The sequence below is a fragment of the Streptomyces sp. NPDC051218 genome (genome assembly GCF_044455475.1).
Lineage (GTDB): Bacteria > Actinomycetota > Actinomycetes > Streptomycetales > Streptomycetaceae > Streptomyces.
In genome coordinates, this window is the sequence record NZ_JBITEU010000002.1 from 348,872 (window position 1) to 372,151 (window position 23,280).

The following is a 23,280-nucleotide window of genomic DNA, read 5'->3' on the forward strand; positions in this document are numbered from 1 at the left end:
GAGTGGTCGTCACTTGTCCTGACCTCCGAACTTGCTCAGCCGCAGATAGACCATCGAGCAGAAGAGGAGGATCACGAACGCGATGGAGGTCAGTGCGGAGGCGTAGCCGAAGTCGTGCGAGTCGACGGCGATGGACGCGATGCGCAGGGGCAGGGTCGTCGTCTCACCGGCGGGTCCGCCGCCGGTGAGGGTGTAGAGCAGGTCGACGTTGTTGAACTCCCAGACCGCGCGAAGGAGCGTGGAGAGGATGATCGCGTCCTTCAGGTGCGGCAGGGTGATGTGGAAGAACTGCCGGAAGCGGCTTGCGCCGTCCACCTCGGCGGCCTCGTACAGGTCCTTCGAGACGGACTGCAGGTCGGCCAGGATGAGGATCGCGAAGAAGGGGACCCCGCGCCAGAGCTCGGCGACGACGACGGCGGGGAAGACGGTGCTGGTGTCCGAGAGCCACGACGTGCCGTACGTGCCGATCCCCATGTCCGCGAGGTAGCGGGTGATGCCGGTCTGGGAGTTGAAGATCAGCAGCCAGATCGTCGAGGTGAGTACGCCGGAGACGGCCCACGGCGAGAAGACCAGGGCGCGGGCCATCGCACGGCCGATGAAGGTCTGGTTGACGATCAGCGCGAGCCCCAGGCCCAGGAGCAATTGCAGGACGACCTCGACGGCCACCCACTGGAGGCTGAAGCCGAGCGTCTGCCAGAACTGCGGGTCCTCGGTGAACGCGGTGACGAAGTTGTCGAACCCGGCGAAGCCGTCGCGCCAGGGCTTGGTGGGGTTGTAGTGACGCAGGCTGTAGTAGAAGACGCTGATGACCGGGTAGGCGATGAAGCCCAGCATCAGGAGCCCGGCCGGCGCGATCAGCAGATACGGGAGGCGGCGCGGGGTCGCTCCCGTTCGGCGCCGGCGCGTACCCGGCGTGCGGCGCCGGGGCGGTGGCTGCGGTGGCGCTTTCGCCACGGCTGAGGCCATGTCTGCTTCTCCGTTCTCATGGGCGGCACACAGTCCGCGAGATGAAGCGCTTCGCAGACGTTGTTCGAGATCTCGTACAAATAGAGAGCTGCCGGGGCGGGGCTCAGCCCGCGTACGGGTCGGGGACCTCGCCCTCGCGAGCCAGGAACTCGAAGTCGCAGCCGGTGTCGGCCTGGGTGATCTGCTCGCTGTAGAGCGCGCCGTAGCCGCGCCCGTAGCGCGCGGGCGGCGGCGTCCAGGCATCCCGCCGCCGCGCCAACTCATCGTCGGACACGGCGAGATGGAGCGAGCGCGCCTCGACGTCGAGGGTGACCAGGTCTCCCGTGCGCACCAGGGCGAGCGGGCCGCCCACGTGCGACTCGGGCGCGATGTGCAGGACACACGTGCCGTACGACGTGCCGCTCATCCTCGCGTCGGAGATCCGCACCATGTCGCGCACCCCCTGTTTGAGCAGGTGATCGGGGATCGGGAGCATGCCGTACTCGGGCATCCCGGGGCCACCCTTGGGGCCCGAACCCCGCAGCACGAGGACGTGGTCGGCGGTGATGCCGAGTTCCGGGTCGTTGATGGTGCGCTGCATCTGCTGGTAGTCGTCGAAGACCACCGCGGGGCCCGTGTGCCGCTGCAGGTGCGGCTCGGCGGCGATGTGCTTGATGACGGCGCCGTCCGGACAGAGGTTGCCGCGGAGCACCGCCACTCCGCCCTCGTCGGCCAGCGGCTTGTCGCGCGGCCGGATGACCTCGGGGTTGTGCACGACGGCGCCCGCGAGCTGCTCGCGCAGGCTGTCATGGGCGACGGTCGGCCGCTCCAGGTGCAGTACGTCGGTCAACTGGGCCAGGAACGCAGGGAGTCCGCCCGCGAAGTGGAAGTCCTCCATGAGGTACTGCCCGCCGGGGCGCAGGTTGGCGAGCACCGGCACGGTCCGCGCGATCCGGTCGAAGTCGTCGAGCGTGAGCCGGACGCCGCTGCGGCCCGCCATGGCGATCAGGTGGATCACCGCGTTGGTGGAACCGCCGAGCGCGAGCACGGTGGCGACCGCGTCCTCGTAGGCGTCGGAGGTGAGGAACCGCGACAACTTCAGGTCCCGTCGGACGAGTTCGACGATCCGCATGCCGGATGCGGCCGCCATCCGGTCGTGCCCGGAGTCCACCGCGGGGATGGAGGAGGCCCCGGGCATCGTCACGCCGAGGGCCTCGGCCGCCGCGGTCAGCGTGGAGGCGGTGCCCATGGTCATGCAATGGCCGGGGGAGCGGGCCAACCCGCTCTCCAGCTCGGCCAGTTCACAGTCACCGATGAGGCCGGCGCGCTTGTCGTCCCAGTACTTCCACATGTCGGTGCCGGAACCGAGCACCTCGTTGCGCCAGTGGCCGGGGAGCATGGGCCCCGCCGGCACGAAGACCGTCGGCAGGTCGACGCTCGCGGCGCCCATGAGCAGGGCGGGCGTCGTCTTGTCGCAGCCGCCCATCAGCACGGCGCCGTCCATCGGATAGGACCGGAGCAACTCCTCCGTCTCCATGGCGAGGAGATTCCGGTAGAGCATCGGCGTCGGCTTCTGGAACGTCTCCGAGAGCGTGGAGACGGGGAACTCCAGGGGGAAGCCGCCCGCCTGCCACACCCCGCGCTTGACCGCCTGGGCGCGGTCGCGCAGGTGGACGTGGCAGGGGTTGATGTCGGACCAGGTGTTGAGGACCGCGATGACGGGCTTGCCCAGATGCTCCTCGGGCAGATACCCGAGCTGCCGGGTGCGCGCCCGGTGGCTGAAGGACCGCAGGCCGTCCGTGCCCCACCACTGGTGGCTGCGCAGCTCTTCGGGCCTCATGCGGACCACGCCTTCACCAGGGCCGCTATCTCGTCGCGCCGCTCCTCGGGCAGCTCCCGGCTCGGCGGGCGCACCTCGCGGCGGCACAGACCGAGCGCCGCAAGGGCTTCCTTGACGACCGTGACGTTGTCCGCGGACTGGTCGGCGGCGCGCAGCTCCTCGAAGCGGCGGATCCGCTCCCAGACGTCCATGGCCGCCGGATAGTCCCCGGCGCGCAGCGCCTGGAGCATGCTCAGCGACACCTCGGGGGCGACATTGACCAGGCCCGAGGTGAAGCCGGTGGCGCCGACGGCCCAGTAGGCGGGCGCGTACAGCTCGGCGAGCCCCGCCACCCACACGAACCGGTCGAGCCCCGCGTCCCGGGCGAACGCGGCGAAGGCGGCGGCGTCCGGAGTCGCGTACTTCGCGCCGATCACGTTGGGGCACAAGTCCCCGAGATCCGCCAGGCGTTCGCCGGCGAGGCGCGGATTGCGGATGTACGGGACGACACCCAGCTCGGGCACGGCGTCGGCGACGGCACGGTGGTAGTCGACCCAGCCGTCCTGCGACACGTACGGATGCACGGGCTGATGGACCATCACCATGTGAGCGCCGGCGTCCCGCGCATGCCGGGCCGCGGCGATCGCCGTCGGCAGATCATGGCCGACGCCGACGAGCACGTACGCGCCGCCGCCTCCCGCCTCCTCCATGGTCAACTCGGTCACCAGGCGCCGCTCCTCGGGACTCAGCGCATAGAACTCGCCGGTGTTCCCGTTCGGGGTGAGCGTGCGCACGCCCCCGTCGGTGAGCCGCCTGACCAGGGCGCGGTAGGTGTCACGCTCCACCGATCCGTCCTCGGCGAACGGAGTCACCGGGATCGCGACCACATCGGCGAGCGCCGAACGCAGCTCGCCGAAACGGGAGAAGCGGGAGTCGGGGGTCGGGCCGGTCATGAAAGCTCCCCTTCCGGGAACGCCCGCCGCACGAACGAGGCGATGTGGTCATGGAGTCCGCGAGCCGCCGCGTCGGCTTCCCCGGAGAGCGCGAGCCGCAGGATCTCCCGGTGCTCGGCCGCCTCCCGCTCCCAGGAGGGCAGCGTCGCCCAGGCGACGGCGGAGACCAGGGCCGCCTGGTCGCGCACGTCGTCGAGCATCCGGGAGAGCAGCGGGTTGCCGCACGGGACGTAGAGAGCGCGGTGGAACTCCCGGTTGGCCAGGGAGCGTTCGGCCGCGTCGGCGGCCGAGTCAGCACGCTCCAGTGCGTCGCGCGCCTCCTCCAGGAGGGCGCCGCTGCGGACGGTGCGCCGCAGGGCCTCCGGTTCGAGGAGCAGACGTACGTCGTAGACCTCCTGCGCCATGGCCGCGTCGACCGTGCGCACGGTGGCGCCCTTGTACTGGCTCATGACGACGAGGCCGGTCCCGGCGAGCGTCTTCAGCGCTTCCCGTACGGGTGTCTTGGAGACGGCGAACTGGGCGGCGAGCTCGGTCTCGACGAGTGGCTGGCCGGGTGCCAACTGCCCGGTGAGGATGCGGTGCTTGACCGCCTCGAGCACGTACTGCGTGCGCGAGGGGATGGGGTGGGGCGCAAAGTTCATCGATGCTCTCAGTCGTCGTGCGGCCTTCGTGCGGTCATCGCTCAGGGCCGTCGTGCAGTCATCGCGTATCGCGTCTCATATATGACGTACGAAGTACGACGCGATGAAGCTAGGGCGCCGACCGGTCCGCGTCAACGTTTCGCGCAAGAAAACTCGTTCGAAATATCGGAGTTGGAGCCCGCTGCCTCGAAGCGCTTCGACTGTTACCGCCCGAACCGTTGACGTACTCGTCGCGGCTCCCTACCTTGTCCCGGCAAGCGCTTTCCTAAAACGATTCAATCGCGTAGCGGAGGACGAACTGTGCCGACGAATGGGGAAGTTGACAGGCGCGGCCTGTTGAAGCTGGCCGGTGGCTCCTTGGCGGCCCTCGGGCTTACCGCGGCGGGCTGCGGTGGCGGAAGCGGATCCGGGGACGGGACCGTCACCATCCGGTACGCGTGGTGGGGCTCCGACGACCGCGCCAAGCGGATCAACCGCACCATCGAGCTCTTCGAGAAGAAGCACCCGAAGATCAAGGTGAAGACGGACTTCCAGCCCTACCTCGACTTCTGGAAGAAGTTCAACACCCAGGCGTCCGGCGGGAATCCGCCCGACGTCTTCCAGAACGCCATCGGCTTCCTGCGCAAGTACGACCAGCGCAACGTGCTGCTCGACTTGAACGCGCAGGCCAAGGCGGGCAACTTGCGCCTGGACGGATTCCGGGCCGGTCTGGAGAAGTTCGGCGAGGTCGACGGCAAGCTGCTCGGCGTCCCCGTCGGCAGCAACTCCATGGCCCTGGTGATCGACAAGCCGGTCTTCGAGAAGGCCGGTGTCACCCCGAAGATGGGCTGGACCTGGGACGATTTCCACACCGCGATGGAGAAGATCCACCAGCAGGGCAGGGCGGGCGACAGCGGACTCTACGGCGTCATGTACCTCTACGACCCCTACCTGCGCCAGCAGGGCAAGGCCTTCTTCACCAAGGACGGCCTGGGCTTCGACGAGGCCGACCTCAAGGAGTGGTGGACCAAGGGGTACGCCGGGGTGAAGTCGGGGATCTACGCCGACCCCAAGAAGGTCGCCCAGATCAAGCCCAAGTCGGCCGTGGCCGCCGAGATCGCCGCGTCCGAGTTCACCTGGGACAACTTCACCGTCCGCTACAGCGCCGAGGGCAAGAGCACGTACGGTCTCGCCCCGCTCCCGACCACCGACGGCAAGAAGACGGGACAGTACCTCGGCTCGCTGATGCTCAGCGGCTCCAAGCGCACGCAACACCCCAAGCAGGTCGCGCAGTTCATCGACTTCATGGTGCACGACCCCGAGGTCGCCAAGATCATGGGCTACGACCGCGGTGTGCCCACCACGACCGCGCAGTACGAGGCGTACAAGCCGGCCGGGGAGAAGGACAAGGTGATCGCCTCGGTCAACAAGGAGATCGCCGCGTACGAGGAGCAGCTGGTCGACTCCGGTGTCCTGGAGACCATCACGCCGCACCCGGCGGGCGCGGACGTCTGCGAGGCGGCGTTCCTGCGCATCGCGGAGGAACTGGCCCTGGGGGAGCGGTCGGTGGACGAAGCGGTGAAGCAGTTCTTCACCGAGTGCAAGACCGCGCTCGGTTCCTGATGGGCGGCACGATGACGTCCCCCCAGGCCTCAGTGGCCCCGCCCACCCCCGAGAAGCCCTCGCCGCCGGGCGGCCGACGCCTCCCCGAGGCCGCCCGGCGGCGACGGCGGGGCGAGAACATCGCCGGGTTCCTCTTCATGTCGCCGTGGCTCGCGGGCTTCCTGCTGCTCACGGCAGGACCCATGGCCGCCTCGCTCTACTTCGCGTTCACCGACTACAACCTGTTCGACGCACCCAAGTGGATCGGCCTCGACAACTTCACCGAGATGTTCGGCGACCCGCGATGGCGCAAGTCGGTGGAGGTGACACTCTGGTACGTCGTCGTCGGCACCCCGCTCAAGCTGGCCGCGGCCCTCGGCGTGGCGCTGCTGCTCAACCAGAAGCGGCGCGGCCAGGCCTTCTACCGGGCCGCGTTCTACGCGCCCTCCTTGATCGGGGCCAGCGTCTCGATCGCCGTCGTCTGGAAGGCGATCTTCTCCGACGACGCCATCGTCGACCGTACGCAGCGGGCGATCTTCGGCATGGACGTCGGCGGCTGGACCGGCGACCCGCAGTGGATCATCTACAGCCTGGTGGCGCTCACCGTCTGGCAGTTCGGCGCACCGATGGTCATCTTCCTGGCCGGCCTGAAGCAGGTGCCGCGCGAGCTGTACGAGGCGGCGGAGGTGGACGGCGCGGGCACCTGGCGGCGGTTCTGGAACATCACGCTGCCGATGATCTCCCCGGTCCTCTTCTTCAACGTTCTCCTGGAGACCATCCACTCCTTCCAGATCTTCGCCTCGGCGTACATCGTCGGCGGCGGTGCGGGCGGCAACGCCTGCGGTCCGGCGGACGGTTCGCTCGTCTACACCTGCTATCTCTACGTCCAGGGCTTCGAGAACAGCCGGATGGGCCTCGCTTCAGCCATGGCCTGGATGCTGCTGCTCGCGGTGGCACTGGTGACGGCGGTCCTGTTCTGGTCCCAGAAGCGCTGGGTGCACTACGAGGAGGGCGCCCGATGACCGCGTCGCACGCAGCAAAGCCGGCCGCGGATCCGGGGCTCGCTTCCCATCCGCGACCCGGCCGCCGACGGCGATCGGCCGGTTCGCTCGCCTGGCACATCGGGTCCCTGGCGGTCCTCGCCGTGGTCCTCTACCCCGTGATCTGGGCGCTCGGCGGTTCGTTCAAGCCGAACGACGAGATCGTCGGCAGCCTCGACCTGTTCCCGACCGACCCCATCGTCGCGAACTACGCCGGTCTGGCCGACGGGATCGCCGACATCTCCATCGCCACCTTCTTCTCCAACTCCCTGTATCTGGCGCTCGGTTCGGTGGCGGGAGTGCTGTTCTCCTGCTCCCTCGCGGCGTACGCCTTCGCGCGGATCAGGTTCGCGGGCCGCAATCTGCTGTTCGCCCTGATGATCGGCACCCTGCTCCTCCCGTACCACGTGCTCCTGATCCCGCAGTACGTGCTGTTCCAGAAGATGGGCCTGATCAACACCTACACGCCGCTCCTGCTCGGCAAGTACCTGGCGGTCGACGCCTTCTTCGTCTTCCTGATGGTGCAGTTCATGCGGAACCTGCCCAAGGAGCTGGACGAGGCGGCGCGGCTCGACGGCTGCGGGCACCTGCGGATCTACTGGTCGATCGTGCTTCCGCTGTGCAGGCCCGCGCTCATCACCAGCGCGATCTTCACCTTCATCAACTCCTGGAACGACTTCATGGGGCCGCTGATCTATCTCAACGACCCCTCGAAGTACACCGTTTCGCTCGGCCTGAAGATGTTCGTCGACCAGGAGGGCCTTGCCAACTACGGCGGCATGATCGCCATGTCCCTCGTCGCGCTGCTGCCCGTCCTCGCGTTCTTCCTGGCCTTCCAGCGCTACCTGATCGACGGTATGGCCACGTCGGGACTGAAGGGCTGAGGCCGCGTGAGCGGGACATCCATCAGAAGGTCCGTCTTCATGGACCGCTTCGGCACCTTCGCCGAATGCCTGCTGACCGGGGTGTGGATCGCGCTCGCCGCCCTGCCCCTGGTCACACTCCCCGCCGCCTTCGCGGCGGGGTCCCGCCACCTGAACCGGCACCTGGCCCACGAGACCTCCGGGTGGCGGGAGTTCACCGCGGATCTGCACGCGGCGGCCCGGCGCGGCTGGCTGGTGGGCCTCGCCGGCTGGGCGGCGCTCGCCCTGCTCCTCGCCGACATCGCGTTCGTACGGGCGGGGCTTCCCGGCGGCGCGTTCGTCGGCGCGGTCGGGGTCGTCGCTCTGTTCGTCCTCGTCGTCGCGGGGCTGCGGGCGGCCGCGACCTGGGGCCCCGGGGCGTCGTGGCGCGCGCTCCTGACCGGAGCGGTGCGCCGCACGCTGCGCGACCCCGCCGGTTCGCTGGTGATCGTGTGCGGATTCGCCGTGGTCGTGGGGTCCGCGTGGTTCGCACTGCCGCTCGCGGCACCCGCCCTGGGGATGGTCGCGGCGGCCGCTCTGGCCGTCGAGCGGCGTGGCGCGGCGGCCTGACGCCCGCGTTCCGCAGCTGATCCCGTCCCCGCCCGCACGTCTGGATCTGTCCTGCCCATGCAAAGCCATCCAACGAGAAAGGACCACCATGTCTCCGATCCCCCGCAGGTCCCTGCTCAAGGCCGCCGCCGTGGCCGGTGCCGCCGCGCAGTTCAGCTGGGTGCTCGGCCGTGGCGACGCCGAGGCAGCACCCCGTGTGGCAGCGGACGAAGGGCCCGTCGCCATCGGCTGGCTGGAGAAGGGCGGGCTCGGTGCCGCACCGGGCTCCACCTTCGGCGTCCCGTGGCCCAAGGGCGCCCACCCCGCCGGGCAGAAGTTCGCCCTCGCCACCGCCGACGGCAAGGACGTTCCCGTACAGACTTGGGAGACCGCACACTGGCCCGACGGCTCGCTCAAGTGGAGTGCGCACGCGGTGGGCCCGACGGCGGCAGGCACCGAGAAGTTCACCCTCAAGGCGGGGACACCCGCTGCACCGGACAAGAAAGTCAAGGTCACCGAGACCCGTCGGGCGATCACCGTCGACACCGGCGTCATCAAGGCCGTCATCGCCAAGGACGGCGAGCGGCTCGTCGAGTCCGTCACCCGCGACGGCGTGCAGATCGCCACCGACGGACGGCTCGTTCTGCTCCGGCAGGGCGATCTGGACGACGGCGACCGGGGCGACGCCAAGTGGGACCGCTTCGACGGTGAGGTCAGCGGGGCCAAGGCCGAGCAGGAGGGTCCGGTACGCGCCGTGGTCCGCATCGACGGCAAGCACCGCAGGGGAAGCCGCAGTTGGCTGCCCTTCAGCGTGCGGCTCTACTTCTACGCGGGCGCCGACTCCTTCCGCATGGTGCACACCATCACCTACGACGGCGACGCGGAGAAGGACTTCATCCGCGGCCTGGGTGTCCGCTTCAGCGTGCCGATGCGCGACGCGGCGTACGACCGGCACATCCGCATCGCGGGCGAGGGCAAAGGTTTCCTGACCGAAGCGGTCAAGGGGATCACGGGCCTGCGCCGCGACCCGGGCGCCGCCATCCGCACCGCCCAGGTCAAGGGCGAGAAGCTGCCGGACCCGGCGACCTGGGACCAGCGGGTCACCACCCGCCTGCAGTACATCCCCACCTGGGGCGACTACACCCTCTCCCAGCTCTCCGCCGACGGGTTCACCCTGCGCAAGCGGACCAAGCCGGGGCACACCTGGATCACGGCGGGAGGCGGCGGCCGGGCGAGTGGATTCGGGTACGTCGGCGGGGCCGGCGGCGGATTCTCCTTCGGCCTGCGCGACTTCTGGGAGAAGCACCCCGCCCAGCTGGACATCCGGGGCGCCGCCGGTGACGAGGCCGAGGTCACCCTCTGGCTCTGGTCGCCCGAGGCGCAGCCGATGGACCTGCGCACGTACCACGACGGCATGGGCCAGGACACCTACCCCAAGCAGATCGAGGGCCTCGACATCACCTACGAGGACTACGAACCCGGCTTCGGCACCCCGTACGGCATCGCCCGCACCAGCGAGCTGATGTTCTGGGCGAACGCGGCCACGCCCTCGGCGGCCACCCTCGTCGGCCAGGCCGCCGCCGTCCGTACCCCGCCCCAGCTGGCCGCCGCCCCCGAACACGTGACGAAGGCGGGCGTCTTCGGCGGTCTCTTCTCGCCCGTCGACCGCTCCACGCCCGCGAAGGCGACGATCGAGGACCACCTCGACTTCCTCTTCACGTACTACAAGGACCAGGCTGAACAGCGCCGCTGGTACGGCTTCTGGGACTACGGCGACATCATGCACACCTACGACGAGGACCGACACCAGTGGCGGTACGACGTCGGCGGCTACGCCTGGGACAACTCCGAGCTCTCGCCCGACCTGTGGCTCTGGTACGCCTACCTGCGCTCGGGCCGCGCCGACATCTTCCGCTTCGCCGAGGCCATGACCCGGCACACCGGCGAGGTCGATTCCTACCACCTCGGCAAGTGGGCGGGCCTGGGCACCCGGCACGGTGTGCAGCACTTCGCGGACAGTGCGAAGCAGCAGCGGATCTCCACGGCCGTCTACCGCCGCCCCTACTACTTCCTCACCGCCGACGAGCGGGTCGGCGACCTGATGCACGCCCTGGTCGACTCCGACGAGACGTTCCTCGTCCTCGACCCCCTGCGCAAGATCCGCACGGAGCCGTACGAACCCGACCGCAACGCCCTGTCCATCGGCTTCGGCACCGACTGGAGCGGACTCGCCGCGGCCTGGCTCACCGAGTGGGAACGAGGCGGCCCCAAGGCGGACAAGGCCGAGGCCCGCCTGCGCTCCACCATGGAGACCATCGCCGCCCAGCCCAACGGCTTCGTCCAGGGCAGCGGTCTCTACGACCTGGACACCGGGAAGTTCGCGGTGGCCGCCGAGCCCGCCGTGAACGTCTCGCACCTGTCGGCGATGTTCGGCCTGGTCGAGATGTGCGCCGAACTCATCGACCTCGTCGACCAGCCGAAGTTCAAGGAAGCCTGGCTGGACTACTGCCGCTATTTCAACGCCACCAAGGCCGAGCAGAAGGAGCGCTACGGCAAGGACTTCGGCAGCCTGCTGCTCTTCCAGGGGCACTCCCGCCAGGACGCGTACGCCGCTTCTCAACTGGAGGACGAGAAGCTCGCGGCGCGCGCCTGGCAGAAGTTCCACGAAAGCGACGGCTACACGAAGGCGATGAGCTGGGCCAGGACGGACCTGGAGGGCCCTGCGGTCCTGGAGCCCGGATACGAGAACCTGCGGATCAACACCAACGAGACCGCGCTGTTCGGGCTCGCCGCCATCCAGAACCTCGCCCTGGTCGGCGACGAACTCCCCGGCTAACCGCCGGACACGGTCAGGGAGTTGGTGGTGAAGTCCAGGCCGCCGGCCGAGCCGCTGATCTCGTAGCCGAACTGCACGTCGCCGATGGTCTCGTTGCCCATCCAGCCCTTGGTGTTCTTGATCCACTTGAGGATCGGGAGGATGTCGACGGTCCCGGACGAGGAGTCGGAGGTGCGCAGGAAGGAGAACACCTCGTTGGCGCCGTTGGTGCCCTTGTAGACCGCCCAGGTGTGACCGCCCAGGCTCACGGTGCCCTGGGCGGTGCCGAGGGGGCCGACGTTCCCGTTGTAGTTGACCCAGAGCATGATCTCGTAGTCGTAGCCGGTGTCCCAGATGTCGTACGAGGAGTTGTAGTCGCCCGCCGACGGGACCTTGACGTCGTACGAGCTCTTCAGCGAGGACAGCGAGTCGACGGGCTTGCCGATGACCTTCTTGGAGTTCGGGTAGGACTTGATGCCGCTGGTGTTCGGGTGGTCGGCGCGCACGCTCCACTTCGTGCCCGAGTCCGCGGATATGCACTGGCTGCCCGCGCCCGAGCCCCAGATGTTGTTGTAGAGGGTGTAGCCGTTCAGGCTGGTGTTGCCCCACTGGTCGCAGGAGCTCCAGACGGCGGCCTGCGCGGGGGCGGAAGCCATGCCGAGCACCGCGCCCAACGCCAGTGCGGGGGCGAGCAGCAGGCGGGTGAGGGTGCGGCGGGGGTGTCGTGTCATGTGTCGTCTCCAGGGTGGGGGGAGGGCCGTGGGTCCGGGTCGGAACCGCGGTCGTCTTGGGCGGTGGGGCGCAGGACGGCCACACCGTGGCGGCCCAGGGTGATCGCACCCTCGGCCGCGCGGCCGGTCAGCAGATCGAGATGCCGGCCGGGCAGGGGCACGGTCACCGGCTCGCGGCCGTGGTGCAGGAGGAACAGGAGGTCGCCACGGCGTACGGCCTCCACCGCGCGGGGGAGGCCTGCGAGCGGGGGCCGTACGCCTGCTTCGGCGGCCACGCGCGCGAGCAGGTCGCGCAGGGCCTCGGGCTCGGGGAGCGTGGACAGGTACCAGGCGCGGTCGCGGCGCAGCAGCGCGGGAAGACCGTCGAGTTCGCCGCCCCGGTAGGCGGCGATCGTCTTCGCGCTGTCGTCGGCCTGCAGCTCCTCCGACCAGAGGGTGCCGGTGAACTCCCCGCAGTCCACGCTCTCCCCGGCCTCCAGCGGCCACCATTCGTGCACGGTGCGGATGCCGAACAGCGCGCGGAGCCGGGCGTCCATCCCGCCCGGCCGCACCCGGTCGTCCGCGTCGGCGACGCCGGTGAGGAAGCCGCAGACGAGGGTGCCCCCGTCGCGCACGTACGTCAGGAGGTTGTCGATCGCGGCGTCGGTGAGGAGATAGAGGTGCGGCACGGCGACCAGGCGGTACGGGGTCAGATCGTGCTCGGGGTGGGCGAAGTCGACGGGGGTGTTCGCCTCCCACAGGGCGCGGTGCCAGGCGCCGAGCACCTGCGCGTGGTCGACCAGGGAGGAGGGACGGCCCTCCTGGCCGCTCGCCCACCAGGAGTCCCAGTCGTGCAGGACGGCCACCTCGGCGGTGACGCGGCTGCCCGCCACCTCGGGGCCCACCCGGGCCAGCTCGGCGCCCAGCTCCTTGACCTCCTGGAAGGCGCGGCCGTGCTCGCCCGCGTGGCTCAGCATCCCGGAGTGGAACTTCTCCGCGCCCTGCCGGGACTGGCGCCACTGGAAGTAGCAGACGGCGTCCGCGCCGCGCGCCACCGCCTGCCAGGACCAGAGGCGGTTCAGGCCGCGCGGCTTGGGATGGTTCACGCCGCGCCAGTTGACCGGGCCCGCCGCCTGCTCCATCAGCATCCACGGGCCGCCGCGCGCCTGCGAACGGGTCATGTCCTTTACCAGCGAGCCCTGTTGGGCGCCGAGCGGGTCCTTGGGGTCGGGGTAGATGTCGACGGAGACGACGTCTTCCTGGGTGGCCCACCTCCACGCGTCCTGCCCCGCCCACAGCGGCATGAAGTTGGTGGTGACCGGCAGGTGCGGGGTGTGCGCGGTGACGATGTCCCGCTCGGCGCGGAAGCATTCGAGGAGGGCGTCGGACGTGAAGCGCTTGAAGTCGAGCACCTGGGTGGGATTCTTCAGGTAGTGGGCGCGGCGGGGCGGCAGGATCTCCGCCCAGCTGTCATAGCCCTGGCCCCAGAAGGCGCTTCCCCAGGCCGAGTTGAGCGCGTCGATCGAGGGGTACTTCGCCCGGAGCCAGCGGCGGAACGCGGCCGCCGCCTCGTCGCCCCAGTCGTAGGTGCAGTACTCGTTGTTGATGTGCCACATCGTGAGCGCGGGGTGGTGCGCGTACCGGGCGGCCAGGTCGTCGGTGATCGCGGCGGCGTAACTGCGGTAGACGGCACTGGAGTGTGCGAAGTGCTGGCGCGATCCCCACCACTCGACCTGCCCGTTCTCGTCCCTCGGCAGCGTCTCGGGGTGCAGCCGGCCGAGCCAGGGCGGGGGAGCGGAGGTCGGGGTGGCGAGGATGACGCCGATGCCGTGCGCGTGCAGCAGGTCCATCAGCCGGTCCAGCCAGCCGAACTCCCTTGCACCCGGGCGCGGTTCGAGTCTCGCCCAGGAGAAGACCCCGACGGTGACGGAGTTGACCGAGGCCTCGCGCATCAGGCGTACGTCGTCGAACCAGACCTCCTCGGGCCACTGCTCGGGGTTGTAGTCGCCGCCGAACAGGATGCGGCCGCGGGTGGTGTCGTCGAGGGAAGGCATCGGTGGGGTCAGCCCTTCACTGCGCCGGTGAGCATGCCCTGCTTGAAATGCCGCTGCACGAACGGCGAGAGGACGGCGACCGGCAGCAGCGCGAGGACCATCACGGCCATCTGGATGGCGAGCGGCGACAGATGTCCGGTGTTGATCGCCTGACTCAGGCCCGTCGGCCGCTGCTGCTTGATCACCAGCTGCTGCATGACGTTCTGCAGCGGCATCATGTCCGGGTCGCTGAGGTAGATCGACGCGTTGAACCAGGCGCTCCAGTAGCCCACCGCGTAGAAGAGAGTGATCACCGCGATCACCGCGCGGGACAGGGGCATGACGATCCGCCACAGGATGCGCAGGTCACCGGCCCCGTCGATGCGGGCGCTCTCGATCAGCTCCTGGGCCGTGCCCATGAAGAACGCGCGAAGGACGAGGATGTTGAAGACGTTCAGGGCGCTCGGCAGGATCAGCGACAGATAGGTGTCCGTGAGACCGAGGCCCTGCACCACCAGGTAGGTGGGGATGAGCCCGGCGCCGAAGAACATCGTGGCGACGACAAGGAGCAGGATCGGACGGTGCAGGACCGACCCAGGGCGCGAGAGACCGTACGCGCACAGGACGGACACCACCATGCTGAAGAGCGTGCCGACGACCGTGACGCCCACGCTGACCAGGGTGGCCCGCGACACCTGGCCGCCGCCGAGCAGCTCCTGGTAGTGGACGAAGGTGACACCCCGGGGGATCACCACCAGGCCGCCGGTCTCGGTGATCGTCCTGACCGAGGAGAGGCTGGTGACGACCACCACCCACACCGGGAAGAGGACCGCCAGACAGACCAGGGTCAGTGTCACGCCCTTGGTGGCGAGGCCGGCCCGCGTCGGGGGCTCCTCCCACACCGGACGCAGACCGGTCCTGCTGCCCGGCTTGATGCCGAAGTTCAGCACGCTCACCGCTTGTACACCCCCTGCTCGCCCATGAGGTGGGCGGCCTTGTTGGCGCCGAGCACCATCAGGAGGCCGAAGACGCCCTTGACGATGCCGATGGCGGCGCCGTAGCCGAAGTTGCCGTTGTCCAGGCCGGTGTTCCACACATAGGTGTCCAGGACCTCGGAGGCCGTGGGGCCCACGGCGGTGCGCTGGAGCAGGATCTGCTCGAAGCCGACCGTGAGCGCGTTGCCGACCTGGAGCACGAGGAGCAGGGCCACCACCGGTCGCAGGGCGGGCAGTTGGATGTGCCACATGCGCCGCCAGCGGTTCGCGCCGTCCATCGCCGAGGCCTCGTACAGGTCGGGGCTGACGGCGGCGAGCGCGGCGAGGAAGACGATGACGCCCCAGCCCGCGTCCTTCCAGACCATCTCGAAGGTGACCAGGAACTTGAACAGGCCCGGGTCGGTCATCAGGTCGAAGCCCTCGTGCCCGTGGTCCCGCAGGACCTGCGCGACCAGGCCCGCCCCGCCGAACATCTGCTGGAAGACCGTGATGACCAGGACCCAGGAGAAGAAGTGCGGCAGATAGAGGATCGCCTGCGCGACCGCCCGCACCCGGGGGCGCACGAAGCTGTTGATGAACAGCGCGAGCGCGATCGGCAGCGGGAAGAACAGCGTCAGCTGGATTGTGAAGATCGCCAGGGTGTTCCTGACCGCCTGCCAGAACAGCCGGTCCTCGACCATGTGCCGGAAGTGCTCGACGCCGATCCAGGGGCTCTGCGTCATCGCCCGGAACGCGTTGTCGGCGATGTAGGGGTCGTAGTCCTGGAAGGCGACGACGTTGCCGATCAGCGGCACGTAGTTGAAGACGAGGAGGAGTAGCAGCGCGGGCAGCACCATCAGGAGCAGTACGCGGTCGCGGCGCAACCGGTGCCGCAGCGGGACGCGGGGCGGTGCCTTCTTCTTGGCGGGGGGCGCGGCTTCGGCCGGCGGCTCGGGCGCCGACCGGGTCTCGTCACGCGCGTGAGCGGTGCTCTGTGCCATCTCAGGACGCCGAGTCGCTGGTCGCCCCGGTCTCGTCGAGCAGCTTCTGGTACCAGTCGCGCAGCTTGTCGCCGCCGCCCGACTTCCAGTCCGAAGCCGCCTGCTGCATGTCGGAGACCTTCTTGCGGCCCCGCACGATGTCCTTCTCCAGGTCCTCGAACTCGGCGTTCAGCTCGGTGTACCGGGTCGGCTCAATGATCATCATGCCGTGGAAGAGCGGCTTCTTCGTGTGCCCGCCCTGGCGCTGCTGCCACCCGACCATGCCCTCGGTGACGTCCGGCAGATCGGGATAGGCCACGAAGGGAGCGGGCGACGCCAGGTACTCGTACGTCGAGAAGACCTCGTTGTTGCCCTTGCCGTTCTTGGTGAGGACGCCGTCCTCGTACGTGTGGTGGACACCCTCGACGCCGTACATGCGAAGGCGCTGCTCCTTCGAACCGTAGGGCGCCGCAGTGAAGTTGGCGAGGGCGAGGATGTCGCGGACGGTCTTCTCGTCGGCCTTCTCGCTGATGAACGTCCAGATGTCGGCCGGCGGCCGCGCGTACAGCGTCGGTGCTCCGCCGTCGGCGGCGAAGTAGTCGAAGGCCTCCATGCGGAACTTCTTGTTGTCCACGCGCTGCACGGCAGCCTTGCCGTACCAGTCGGAGAGGTCCTGGCAGTACATCCAGACCTTGCCCGCCGCGCACAGGTCGCCGATGCTGCCGGTCTCGGCCTTCGCGTCGGGGTGGACGAAGCCCGCCGAATAGAGCTTGCGCGACCACTCCAGGGCTTCGAGGTACTCGTCGGTCTCGTAGCGGTTGACCAGTTTGCCGTCGACGAGCTTCCAGTAGTACGGCTTCTCGGGCAGCACCCCGAAGATGTTCCAGGCGGCCCAGGACATGTCACCGCATGCCCACACCTTGCTCTTGGGGGCGTTGAGCTGCTTGCACAGGTCGTAGAACCCCTGGGCGCTGGTGGGTGCTTCGAGCCCCTCCCTCTCGAAGAGGTCGGTGCGGTAGAAGGGCGCGATGTTAGGGGTGGTCGCGGAGGGCATCGGCAGGCCGCGCAGCTTGCCGCCGAAGATGGAGCGCTGCCAGGCGCCGCTCGGGATCGCCGCGAGGTTCGGGTACTCCTTGACCTTGTCGCCGCTCAAGTACGGCCCGAGGTCGAGGAACTTGTTGGCGATGGCGCTCGGTATCTTGCCGGTCAGTTCCCAGCCGGGCACGACCACGGCGTCCGGGACACTGCTGGAGGCGAGGACGGCGCCCAGCTTCTGGCCGTACGTGTCGCCCTGCTGGTTCTGCCACTTGACGCGGACACCGGCCGCCTCGTCCATCGCCGTCCAGTAGGGGTTGCCCTGCTTCGGGACGTTCCCCCAGATCGGTGCCATGACGGTGAACTCGCCGCCCTTGCCCAGCTTCTGCGACACCGAGGTCTTCAACTCCGCCGCGGGCAGGGCCTTGGTGAAGCCTGCCGCCGAGCCGTTCTTGGCGGGGATGTCCGGGCCGACGAGCTGCGACGCGGTGTACGCGGGGAGCAGGTCCTTGAGCTTCTTCCCCGTCGTGGTGCCCTCGTTCTTCGACCCGCTGCCTCCGCAGGCCGCGAGCAGAGGCGCTCCGCCGGCCACCGCGATCGCGGCGAGGCCCGAGGAGGCGAGGAAAGATCTCCGGCTCGAACGAGAGCTGCTGGAGAGGGAGTTCGGCGTCATTGCGTCAACCCTTCGTGGCGCGTGCCCGGACACACGGCGGTCACCGCCGGTCGGCTTTCGAAGCGCTTCGATATTGCTGCGAGGTTAAGTGAAGGCCTGGGCCGTAACAAGAGGTGTTGCGCGAATGCCGCCTTGACATCGGCTTGAGCTGGGCCGAGCATCGAAGCGCTTCGAAGAACAAGTCGAAGAGCAAGCCGAAGAACCAGCCGAAGAATGACCACGCGTCACTTCCACCGTGCCCACCGCTCGCCAAGGGGACCCGCACGTGACCGCAAGCCCGCCGCCTTTCCGTGACCCCGAACTGCCCCTGGACCAGCGCGTGGACGACCTGCTGTCCCGGCTGACCACCGACGAACGCGTCGCGCTCCTGCACCAGTTCACGCCCGGCGTCGAAAGACTGGGCATCGCCCCGTTCCGCACCGGACAGGAAGCCCTGCACGGCGTCGCCTGGATGGGCCCCGCCACCGTCTTCCCGCAGGCCGTCGGGCTCGGCGCCACCTGGAACGACGACCTCGTCCGCCGCATCGGCGAGGCCGTCGCCACCGAGGCGCGCGCCATGCGCGCACGGGACGACCGCGTCGGCCTCAACCTCTGGGCGCCCACCGTGAACCTCCTGCGCCACCCGCTGTGGGGCAGGAACGAGGAGGGCTACTCGGAGGACCCCCGGCTCACCTCCGCGATCGCCGTCGCGTACACCCGGGGCCTGCGCGGCGACCATCCGCACCACTGGCGCACCGCCCCCGTGCTCAAGCACTGGCTGGCCCACAACAACGAGACGCGCAGGGACACGTCGTCCGCCTCCGTGCGCCCGCGCGTCCTGCACGAGTACGATCTGCGGGCCTTCCGCGCCGCCGTCGAGGCGGGCTCCGTGGCCGGGGTGATGCCCGCGTACAACCTGGTCAACGGCCGCCCCAACCACCTCTCGCCCTACCTCCGCGAGCACCTGCGCACCTGGACCGACCAGGATCTCTTTGTCTGCTCCGACGCGGGCGCACCCAGCAACCTCGTGGACTCCGAGAAGTACTTCGACACCCACGAGGAGGCCACCGCGGCGGCGCTCGTCGCGGGCGTGGACAGCTTCACCGACCACGGCACCGACGCGAGCATCATCACCGGGCGCATACAACGGGCCCTGGCACAGGGTCTGTTGAGCCAGAACGACATCGATACGGCGGTGCGCCGTCAGCTGTCCGTCCGCTTCCGGCTCGGCGAGTTCGACCCCGGCCAGGGGCCGTTCGCGGACCCGGCGTCGCACGCCTTCGACACCCCCGGACACCGCGCGCTCGCCCAGGAGGCGGCCGAGCAGGCCGTCGTCCTGCTGAAGAACGACGGGCTGCTCCCGCTGGACGAAGGGACCCGGATCGCGGTCGTCGGACTCCTCGCCGACGCGTGCAAGACCGACTGGTACAGCGGCACCCTGATCCACCGCAGCACCCCCCTCGACGGACTGCGCGAGCGCTTCGGCGCCGAAGGCGGGGACAGGGTCACCTTCACCGAAGGCGTCGACCGGGTGCGCCTGAAGTGCGCGGACGGCTGGCTCCAGGTGCCGCACCACGAGGAGGGCGAGCGTGCCGACGGCGCCGGGATCGCCCTGGACCCGGCGCTGCTCGCGGGCCGCACCGACCTGCCGCCGCTGACCTGCGGCCCCGAGCCCACCGAGTTCGCCCTCGTCGACTGGGGAGGCGGCGCCTGGACCCTGCGCGCCCCCGACGGCCGCTACCTCTCGGTCGCCGACGACGGCTTCGTGCGCGCGTCGGCGGACCAGCCCGGCGGCTGGGTCGTACAGGAGACATTCACGCTGGTCGACCACGGGGACGGGTACCTCATCGCGCACACAGGGACAGGTGGGTACGTCTCTGTCGCCGCCGACGGCGTGAAGGTTGCCGACGAGCCGCAGCTCTTCACCGTCGAGATCCTGGAGCGCGGCGAGGACGCAGTGGCTCGTGCCGCCGCACGGGCCGACACGGTGATCGTCGTTGCCGGGAACGACCCGCACATCAACGGCCGCGAGACCGAGGACCGCACCACGCTCGCCCTGCCGCCCCACCAGGAACGGCTGTGGCGCGCCGCCCGCGCCGCCAACCCCCGCACCGCCCTCGCCCTGGTCTCCGCCTACCCGTACGCGGTCGCCGACGCCCACGCCCAGCTCCCCGCACTGCTGTGGACCGCGCACGGCGGCCAGGCCGCGGGCTCCGCACTCGCCCGGGTGCTCGCGGGTGACGTGTCCCCGGCCGGCCGCCTCCCGCAGACCTGGTACGCCGCGGACACCGACCTGCCGGACCTGCTCGACTACGACATCATCGGCTCCCGGCAGACCTACCTCTACTTCGACAAAACCCCGCTCTACCCCTTCGGGCACGGCCTGGGCTACTCCTCCTTCGCGTACGAGGACTTGGTGGCCGCCCGCGAAGGGGAGCGGCTGCACGTCGCGTTCACCGTCACCAATACCGGGTCCCGCGCCGCGGACGAGGTGGCTCAGCTCTACACGCGGGCGCCCCGGGAAGCCGCCTCGCTCTTCGCCCTGCCGCACCGACAGCTCGCCGCACACCGCCGCGTCCATCTCGCGGCCGGTGCCGCCTGCCGTCTGGAGTTCCAACTGCCCGTGGCCGACCTGGGGTTCTGGGACGTGCGGCACGACCGCTGGGCCCTGGCTCCCGGCGCGTACGAGATCCAGGCCGGGGCCTCCAGCGCCGACATCCGGCTCAGCACCGCCGTGGACATCGACGGGGACCCGATCGCCGCGAGGCCGGTGCGGGGTGCGGGTCTCGCGGCGACCGGTTACGACGAACAGCACGGAACCGAGATCGTGGACCGCGCCAGGACATCGGGTGACGCCGTACGGTCACTGGACGACGGAACGGGGGAACTCCTCTTCCGCGCCTGCGACTTCGGCGAGGGAGTGAGCGGCGTGTCGGTCGAGGCCGCGGGGTCCGGGGCTGTCGACCTCATCTCGGGCAGCACCGCCACCACCGTCACCGTCCCCGCGACCGGCGGCCCCTACGACTACGCCACACTCACCTCCGGCTTCACCGTCTCCGGAGTGCGCGATCTGCGCGTGCGGCTGCGCGGCCCCCTGCGGCTCGCCCGGCTCACCTTCACCGCAACCACCCGTACCACCGACACCACCGCCCGGCCGAGGGAGACCGCATGAAGTTCACCGACGGCTTCTGGCTGATGCGCGACGGGGTGCGCGCCTCGTACGCGACAGACGTGCGCGAGGTGCGCGAAGGCGAAGGACGGTTCACCGCGTACGCCGCCGTCCACCGGGTCCGCGAGCGCGGCGACACCCTCAACACGCCGCTCGTCACCGTCGAATGCTTCTCGCCCGCCGAGGGCGTGATCGGCGTACGGGCGACACATCACGCGGGAAAGGCGGCGCACGGACCGGAGTTCGGCCTGAACGCCACCGAAGGCGCGGGGCGCGTGAAGCGCGAGGGCACGGTCACCGAACTCACCAGCGGACCGCTCACCGTACGCCTCGACAGCGACGAACCCTGGGGCCTGGAATTCCTCGACGCCGACCGGCGGCGGCTGACGGCCGTCGAGCGCAGGGGCACCGGCTTCGCCACCGCCCCCGACGGCAGCCACCACATGATCGGTCAACTCGCCCTGGGTGTGGGGGAGTACATCTACGGCCTCGGCGAACGCTTCACCCCGTACGTCAAGAACGGCCAGAACGTCGACATCTGGCAGGCCGACGGCGGCACCAGCAGTGAGCAGGCCTACAAGAACATCCCCTTCCACCTCTCCTCGCGGGGCTACGGCGTCTTCGTCAACCACCCCGGCAGGGTCTCGTACGAGATCGGCTCCGAGTCCGTCGGGCAGGTCCAGTTCAGCGTCGAGGACCAGTCGATCGAGTATTTCGTCATCGCCGGCCCCACCCCCAAGGACGTCCTGCGCCGCTACACCGCGCTGACCGGCCGCCCCGCGCTGCCGCCCGCCTGGTCGTTCGGCCTGTGGCTGACGACCTCCTTCTGCACGCCCTACGACGAGGAGACCGTCACGGCCTTCGTCGACGGCATGGCCGAGCGCGACCTCCCCCTCGGTGTCTTCCACTTCGACTGCTTCTGGATGCGCGAGTACCAGTGGACCGACTTCCGCTGGGACCCCGAGGTCTTCCCCGACCCCGAGGGCATGCTGCGCAGGCTCCGCGAACGCGGCCTGAAGGTCAGCGTGTGGATCAACCCGTACATCGCGCAGAAGTCCCCACTGTTCGCCGAGGCGGCCACCGAGGGCTACCTCGTCCGACGGCCGAACGGCGACATCTGGCAGTGGGACCTCTGGCAGCCCGGCATGGCGCTCGTGGACTTCACCAACCCGGCCGCCCGCGAGTGGTACTCGGGCCACCTGCGTACCCTGCTCGACCAGGGCGTCGACTGCTTCAAGACGGACTTCGGCGAACGCGTCCCCACCGACGTGGTCTGGCACGACGGTTCAGATCCCGCACGCATGCACAACTACTACGCGCAGCTCTACAACAGCACGGTCTTCGAACTCCTGGAGAAGGAACGCGGCCCCGGGGAAGCCGTCCTCTTCGCCCGCTCCGCGACGGCCGGCGGTCAGCAGTTCCCCGTGCACTGGGGAGGCGACTGCTTCGCCTCGCTGGGTGCCATGGCCGAGTCGCTGCGCGGCGGCCTCTCCCTCTCGCTGTCCGGCTTCGGCTTCTGGAGCCACGACATCGGCGGCTTCGAGGGCACCCCGGACCCGGCGGTCTTCAAACGCTGGCTCGCCTTCGGACTGCTGTCCTCGCACAGCCGGCTGCACGGCAACGTCTCCTACCGGGTGCCGTGGGCCTTCGGCGACGAGGCGGTCGAGGTGGCCCGGAAGTTCACACGGCTCAAGCACCACCTCATGCCGTACCTGTACGCCACTGCCGTCGAGGCCCACCGCACGGGCGTCCCCGTCATGCGCCCGATGCTCCTGGAATTCCCGGCCGACCCCGCATGCCGCGCCCTGGACCGCCAGTACATGCTCGGCCCCGACCTCCTGGTCGCCCCGGTCTTCACCGCCGAGGGCGACGTCGAGTTCTACGTGCCCGAAGGCACCTGGACCCACCTCCTGACCGGCGAGACGGTCCAAGGTCCGGGTTGGCGCCGGGAGACCCACGGCTTCGACAGCCTCCCCCTGTATGTGCGCCCCGGCGCGCTGCTCCCGCTGGGCGCCGACACCCGGCGCGCGGACGGCGACTGGCTCCAGGACCTCACGCTCCTGGTCACTCCGGACACACCGGACGGTACGCAGATCACCGTGCCTGACCTGGCGGGCCGGCCCGCGGCCGTATTCCGCGCCGCACGGGACGGCGCGGAGGTCAAGGTCACGGTGGAGGGGAGCGCACGCCCCTTCGCGGTGCGGACGGCGGCGGACTGGCCGGACCTGGGCGGCAACACTTCGGCGGTCGGCGGCGACAAGGACATGTAAGCAAGGGGACGTCGACGGGCTCGACGTACACCGTCTACGGCGGTGGCGCGAAGAAGGCCGACGACAAGGTCTTCCAGTCCAACGGCGCCGACCCCCCCAAGACAGGCACGGGCCCCTACGGCAAGCGCTGCAAGTTCACGTCGGCGGACATCAGCTACAAGTAGCGGACACGGCTCTGCGGCACGGCCCGCATCGGGCCGTGCCGCAGAGCA

Annotated in this window: 17 protein-coding genes; 8 read left to right on the plus strand and 9 right to left on the minus strand. The window is 69.6% G+C overall.

Features of this window, described 5'->3' with window-relative positions; genetic code table 11:
- Nucleotides 1–9 precede the first annotated feature (9 nt).
- The 4 genes from ACIBCK_RS07990 to ACIBCK_RS08005 all read right to left on the minus strand — a co-directional run bounded on the left by ACIBCK_RS07990 (nucleotide 10) and on the right by ACIBCK_RS08005 (nucleotide 4,358).
- The gene (locus ACIBCK_RS07990) at nucleotides 10–966 is read right to left on the minus strand and encodes a carbohydrate ABC transporter permease (protein ID WP_399387822.1); all 957 of its coding nucleotides are present in this window, start codon (nucleotides 964–966) and stop codon (nucleotides 10–12) included.
- Nucleotides 967–1,069: 103 nt separating this feature from the next.
- Complete coding sequence (araD, locus tag ACIBCK_RS07995) at nucleotides 1,070–2,785, minus strand: L-arabinonate dehydratase (protein WP_399387824.1); 1,716 nt, start codon at nucleotides 2,783–2,785, stop codon at nucleotides 1,070–1,072.
- A complete protein-coding gene (locus ACIBCK_RS08000; RefSeq protein WP_399387825.1) occupies nucleotides 2,782–3,717 on the minus strand; it encodes a dihydrodipicolinate synthase family protein in 936 nt (311 codons plus the stop codon). The genes araD and ACIBCK_RS08000 overlap by 4 nt, the downstream gene beginning before the upstream one ends.
- Nucleotides 3,714–4,358, minus strand: a complete 645-nt coding sequence (locus ACIBCK_RS08005) for a GntR family transcriptional regulator (RefSeq protein ID WP_399387827.1) — start codon at nucleotides 4,356–4,358, stop codon at nucleotides 3,714–3,716. The genes ACIBCK_RS08000 and ACIBCK_RS08005 overlap by 4 nt, the downstream gene beginning before the upstream one ends.
- Before the next feature lie 300 nt (nucleotides 4,359–4,658).
- Between ACIBCK_RS08005 and ACIBCK_RS08010 the strand changes: the two genes are divergently transcribed.
- The 5 genes from ACIBCK_RS08010 (at nucleotide 4,659) to ACIBCK_RS08030 (ending at nucleotide 11,266) form a co-directional block, all read left to right on the plus strand.
- Complete coding sequence (locus ACIBCK_RS08010) at nucleotides 4,659–5,960, plus strand: ABC transporter substrate-binding protein (RefSeq protein WP_399387829.1); 1,302 nt, start codon at nucleotides 4,659–4,661, stop codon at nucleotides 5,958–5,960.
- An 11-nt stretch (nucleotides 5,961–5,971) separates the two neighbouring features.
- Nucleotides 5,972–6,961 (plus strand): carbohydrate ABC transporter permease, encoded by a 990-nt coding sequence (locus ACIBCK_RS08015; RefSeq protein WP_399387831.1) that lies wholly within the window; start codon nucleotides 5,972–5,974, stop codon nucleotides 6,959–6,961.
- Entirely contained in the window at nucleotides 6,958–7,863 is a 906-nt protein-coding gene (locus tag ACIBCK_RS08020; RefSeq protein ID WP_399387833.1) for a carbohydrate ABC transporter permease, read from the plus strand. Before ACIBCK_RS08015 ends, ACIBCK_RS08020 begins: the two co-directional genes overlap by 4 nt.
- 39 nt (nucleotides 7,864–7,902) lie before the next feature.
- Nucleotides 7,903–8,451, plus strand: a complete 549-nt coding sequence (locus tag ACIBCK_RS08025; protein WP_399387835.1) for a hypothetical protein — start codon at nucleotides 7,903–7,905, stop codon at nucleotides 8,449–8,451.
- An 88-nt stretch (nucleotides 8,452–8,539) separates the two neighbouring features.
- Entirely contained in the window at nucleotides 8,540–11,266 is a 2,727-nt protein-coding gene (locus ACIBCK_RS08030) for a Tat pathway signal sequence domain protein (RefSeq protein WP_399387837.1), read from the plus strand.
- Here the strand turns inward: ACIBCK_RS08030 and ACIBCK_RS08035 are convergent.
- From ACIBCK_RS08035 to ACIBCK_RS08055, 5 genes are read right to left on the minus strand one after another with little or no spacing between them, the layout of a single operon-like run.
- Nucleotides 11,263–11,976, minus strand: a complete 714-nt coding sequence (locus ACIBCK_RS08035; protein ID WP_399387839.1) for a hypothetical protein — start codon at nucleotides 11,974–11,976, stop codon at nucleotides 11,263–11,265. The two genes, ACIBCK_RS08030 and ACIBCK_RS08035, sit on opposite strands and share 4 nt — an antisense overlap.
- A complete protein-coding gene (locus tag ACIBCK_RS08040) occupies nucleotides 11,973–14,009 on the minus strand; it encodes a beta-galactosidase (protein WP_399387840.1) in 2,037 nt (678 codons plus the stop codon). Before ACIBCK_RS08040 ends, ACIBCK_RS08035 begins: the two co-directional genes overlap by 4 nt.
- An 8-nt stretch (nucleotides 14,010–14,017) precedes the next feature.
- On the minus strand, nucleotides 14,018–14,944 hold the full coding sequence (locus tag ACIBCK_RS08045; RefSeq protein ID WP_399387842.1) for a carbohydrate ABC transporter permease: 927 nt from the start codon (nucleotides 14,942–14,944) through the stop codon (nucleotides 14,018–14,020).
- The gene (locus ACIBCK_RS08050; protein ID WP_399387843.1) at nucleotides 14,941–15,963 is read right to left on the minus strand and encodes an ABC transporter permease; all 1,023 of its coding nucleotides are present in this window, start codon (nucleotides 15,961–15,963) and stop codon (nucleotides 14,941–14,943) included. The genes ACIBCK_RS08045 and ACIBCK_RS08050 overlap by 4 nt, the downstream gene beginning before the upstream one ends.
- 1 nt (nucleotide 15,964) lies before the next feature.
- The gene (locus ACIBCK_RS08055; protein WP_399387845.1) at nucleotides 15,965–17,650 is read right to left on the minus strand and encodes an extracellular solute-binding protein; all 1,686 of its coding nucleotides are present in this window, start codon (nucleotides 17,648–17,650) and stop codon (nucleotides 15,965–15,967) included.
- Between the two features lie 265 nt (nucleotides 17,651–17,915).
- On the opposite strand from ACIBCK_RS08055, the gene ACIBCK_RS08060 reads away from it, so the two are divergent.
- The 3 genes from ACIBCK_RS08060 to ACIBCK_RS08070 are packed head-to-tail and all read left to right on the plus strand — an operon-like array spanning nucleotide 17,916 to nucleotide 23,232.
- The gene (locus ACIBCK_RS08060) at nucleotides 17,916–20,801 is read left to right on the plus strand and encodes a glycoside hydrolase family 3 C-terminal domain-containing protein (protein WP_399387847.1); all 2,886 of its coding nucleotides are present in this window, start codon (nucleotides 17,916–17,918) and stop codon (nucleotides 20,799–20,801) included.
- Nucleotides 20,798–23,068 (plus strand): alpha-xylosidase, encoded by a 2,271-nt coding sequence (gene yicI, locus ACIBCK_RS08065; protein WP_399387848.1) that lies wholly within the window; start codon nucleotides 20,798–20,800, stop codon nucleotides 23,066–23,068. Before ACIBCK_RS08060 ends, yicI begins: the two co-directional genes overlap by 4 nt.
- Nucleotides 23,014–23,232, plus strand: coding sequence for a pectate lyase (locus ACIBCK_RS08070; RefSeq protein WP_399388879.1), 219 nt, complete (start codon nucleotides 23,014–23,016; stop codon nucleotides 23,230–23,232). The genes yicI and ACIBCK_RS08070 overlap by 55 nt, the downstream gene beginning before the upstream one ends.
- The last annotated feature ends 48 nt before the right edge of the window (nucleotides 23,233–23,280 follow it).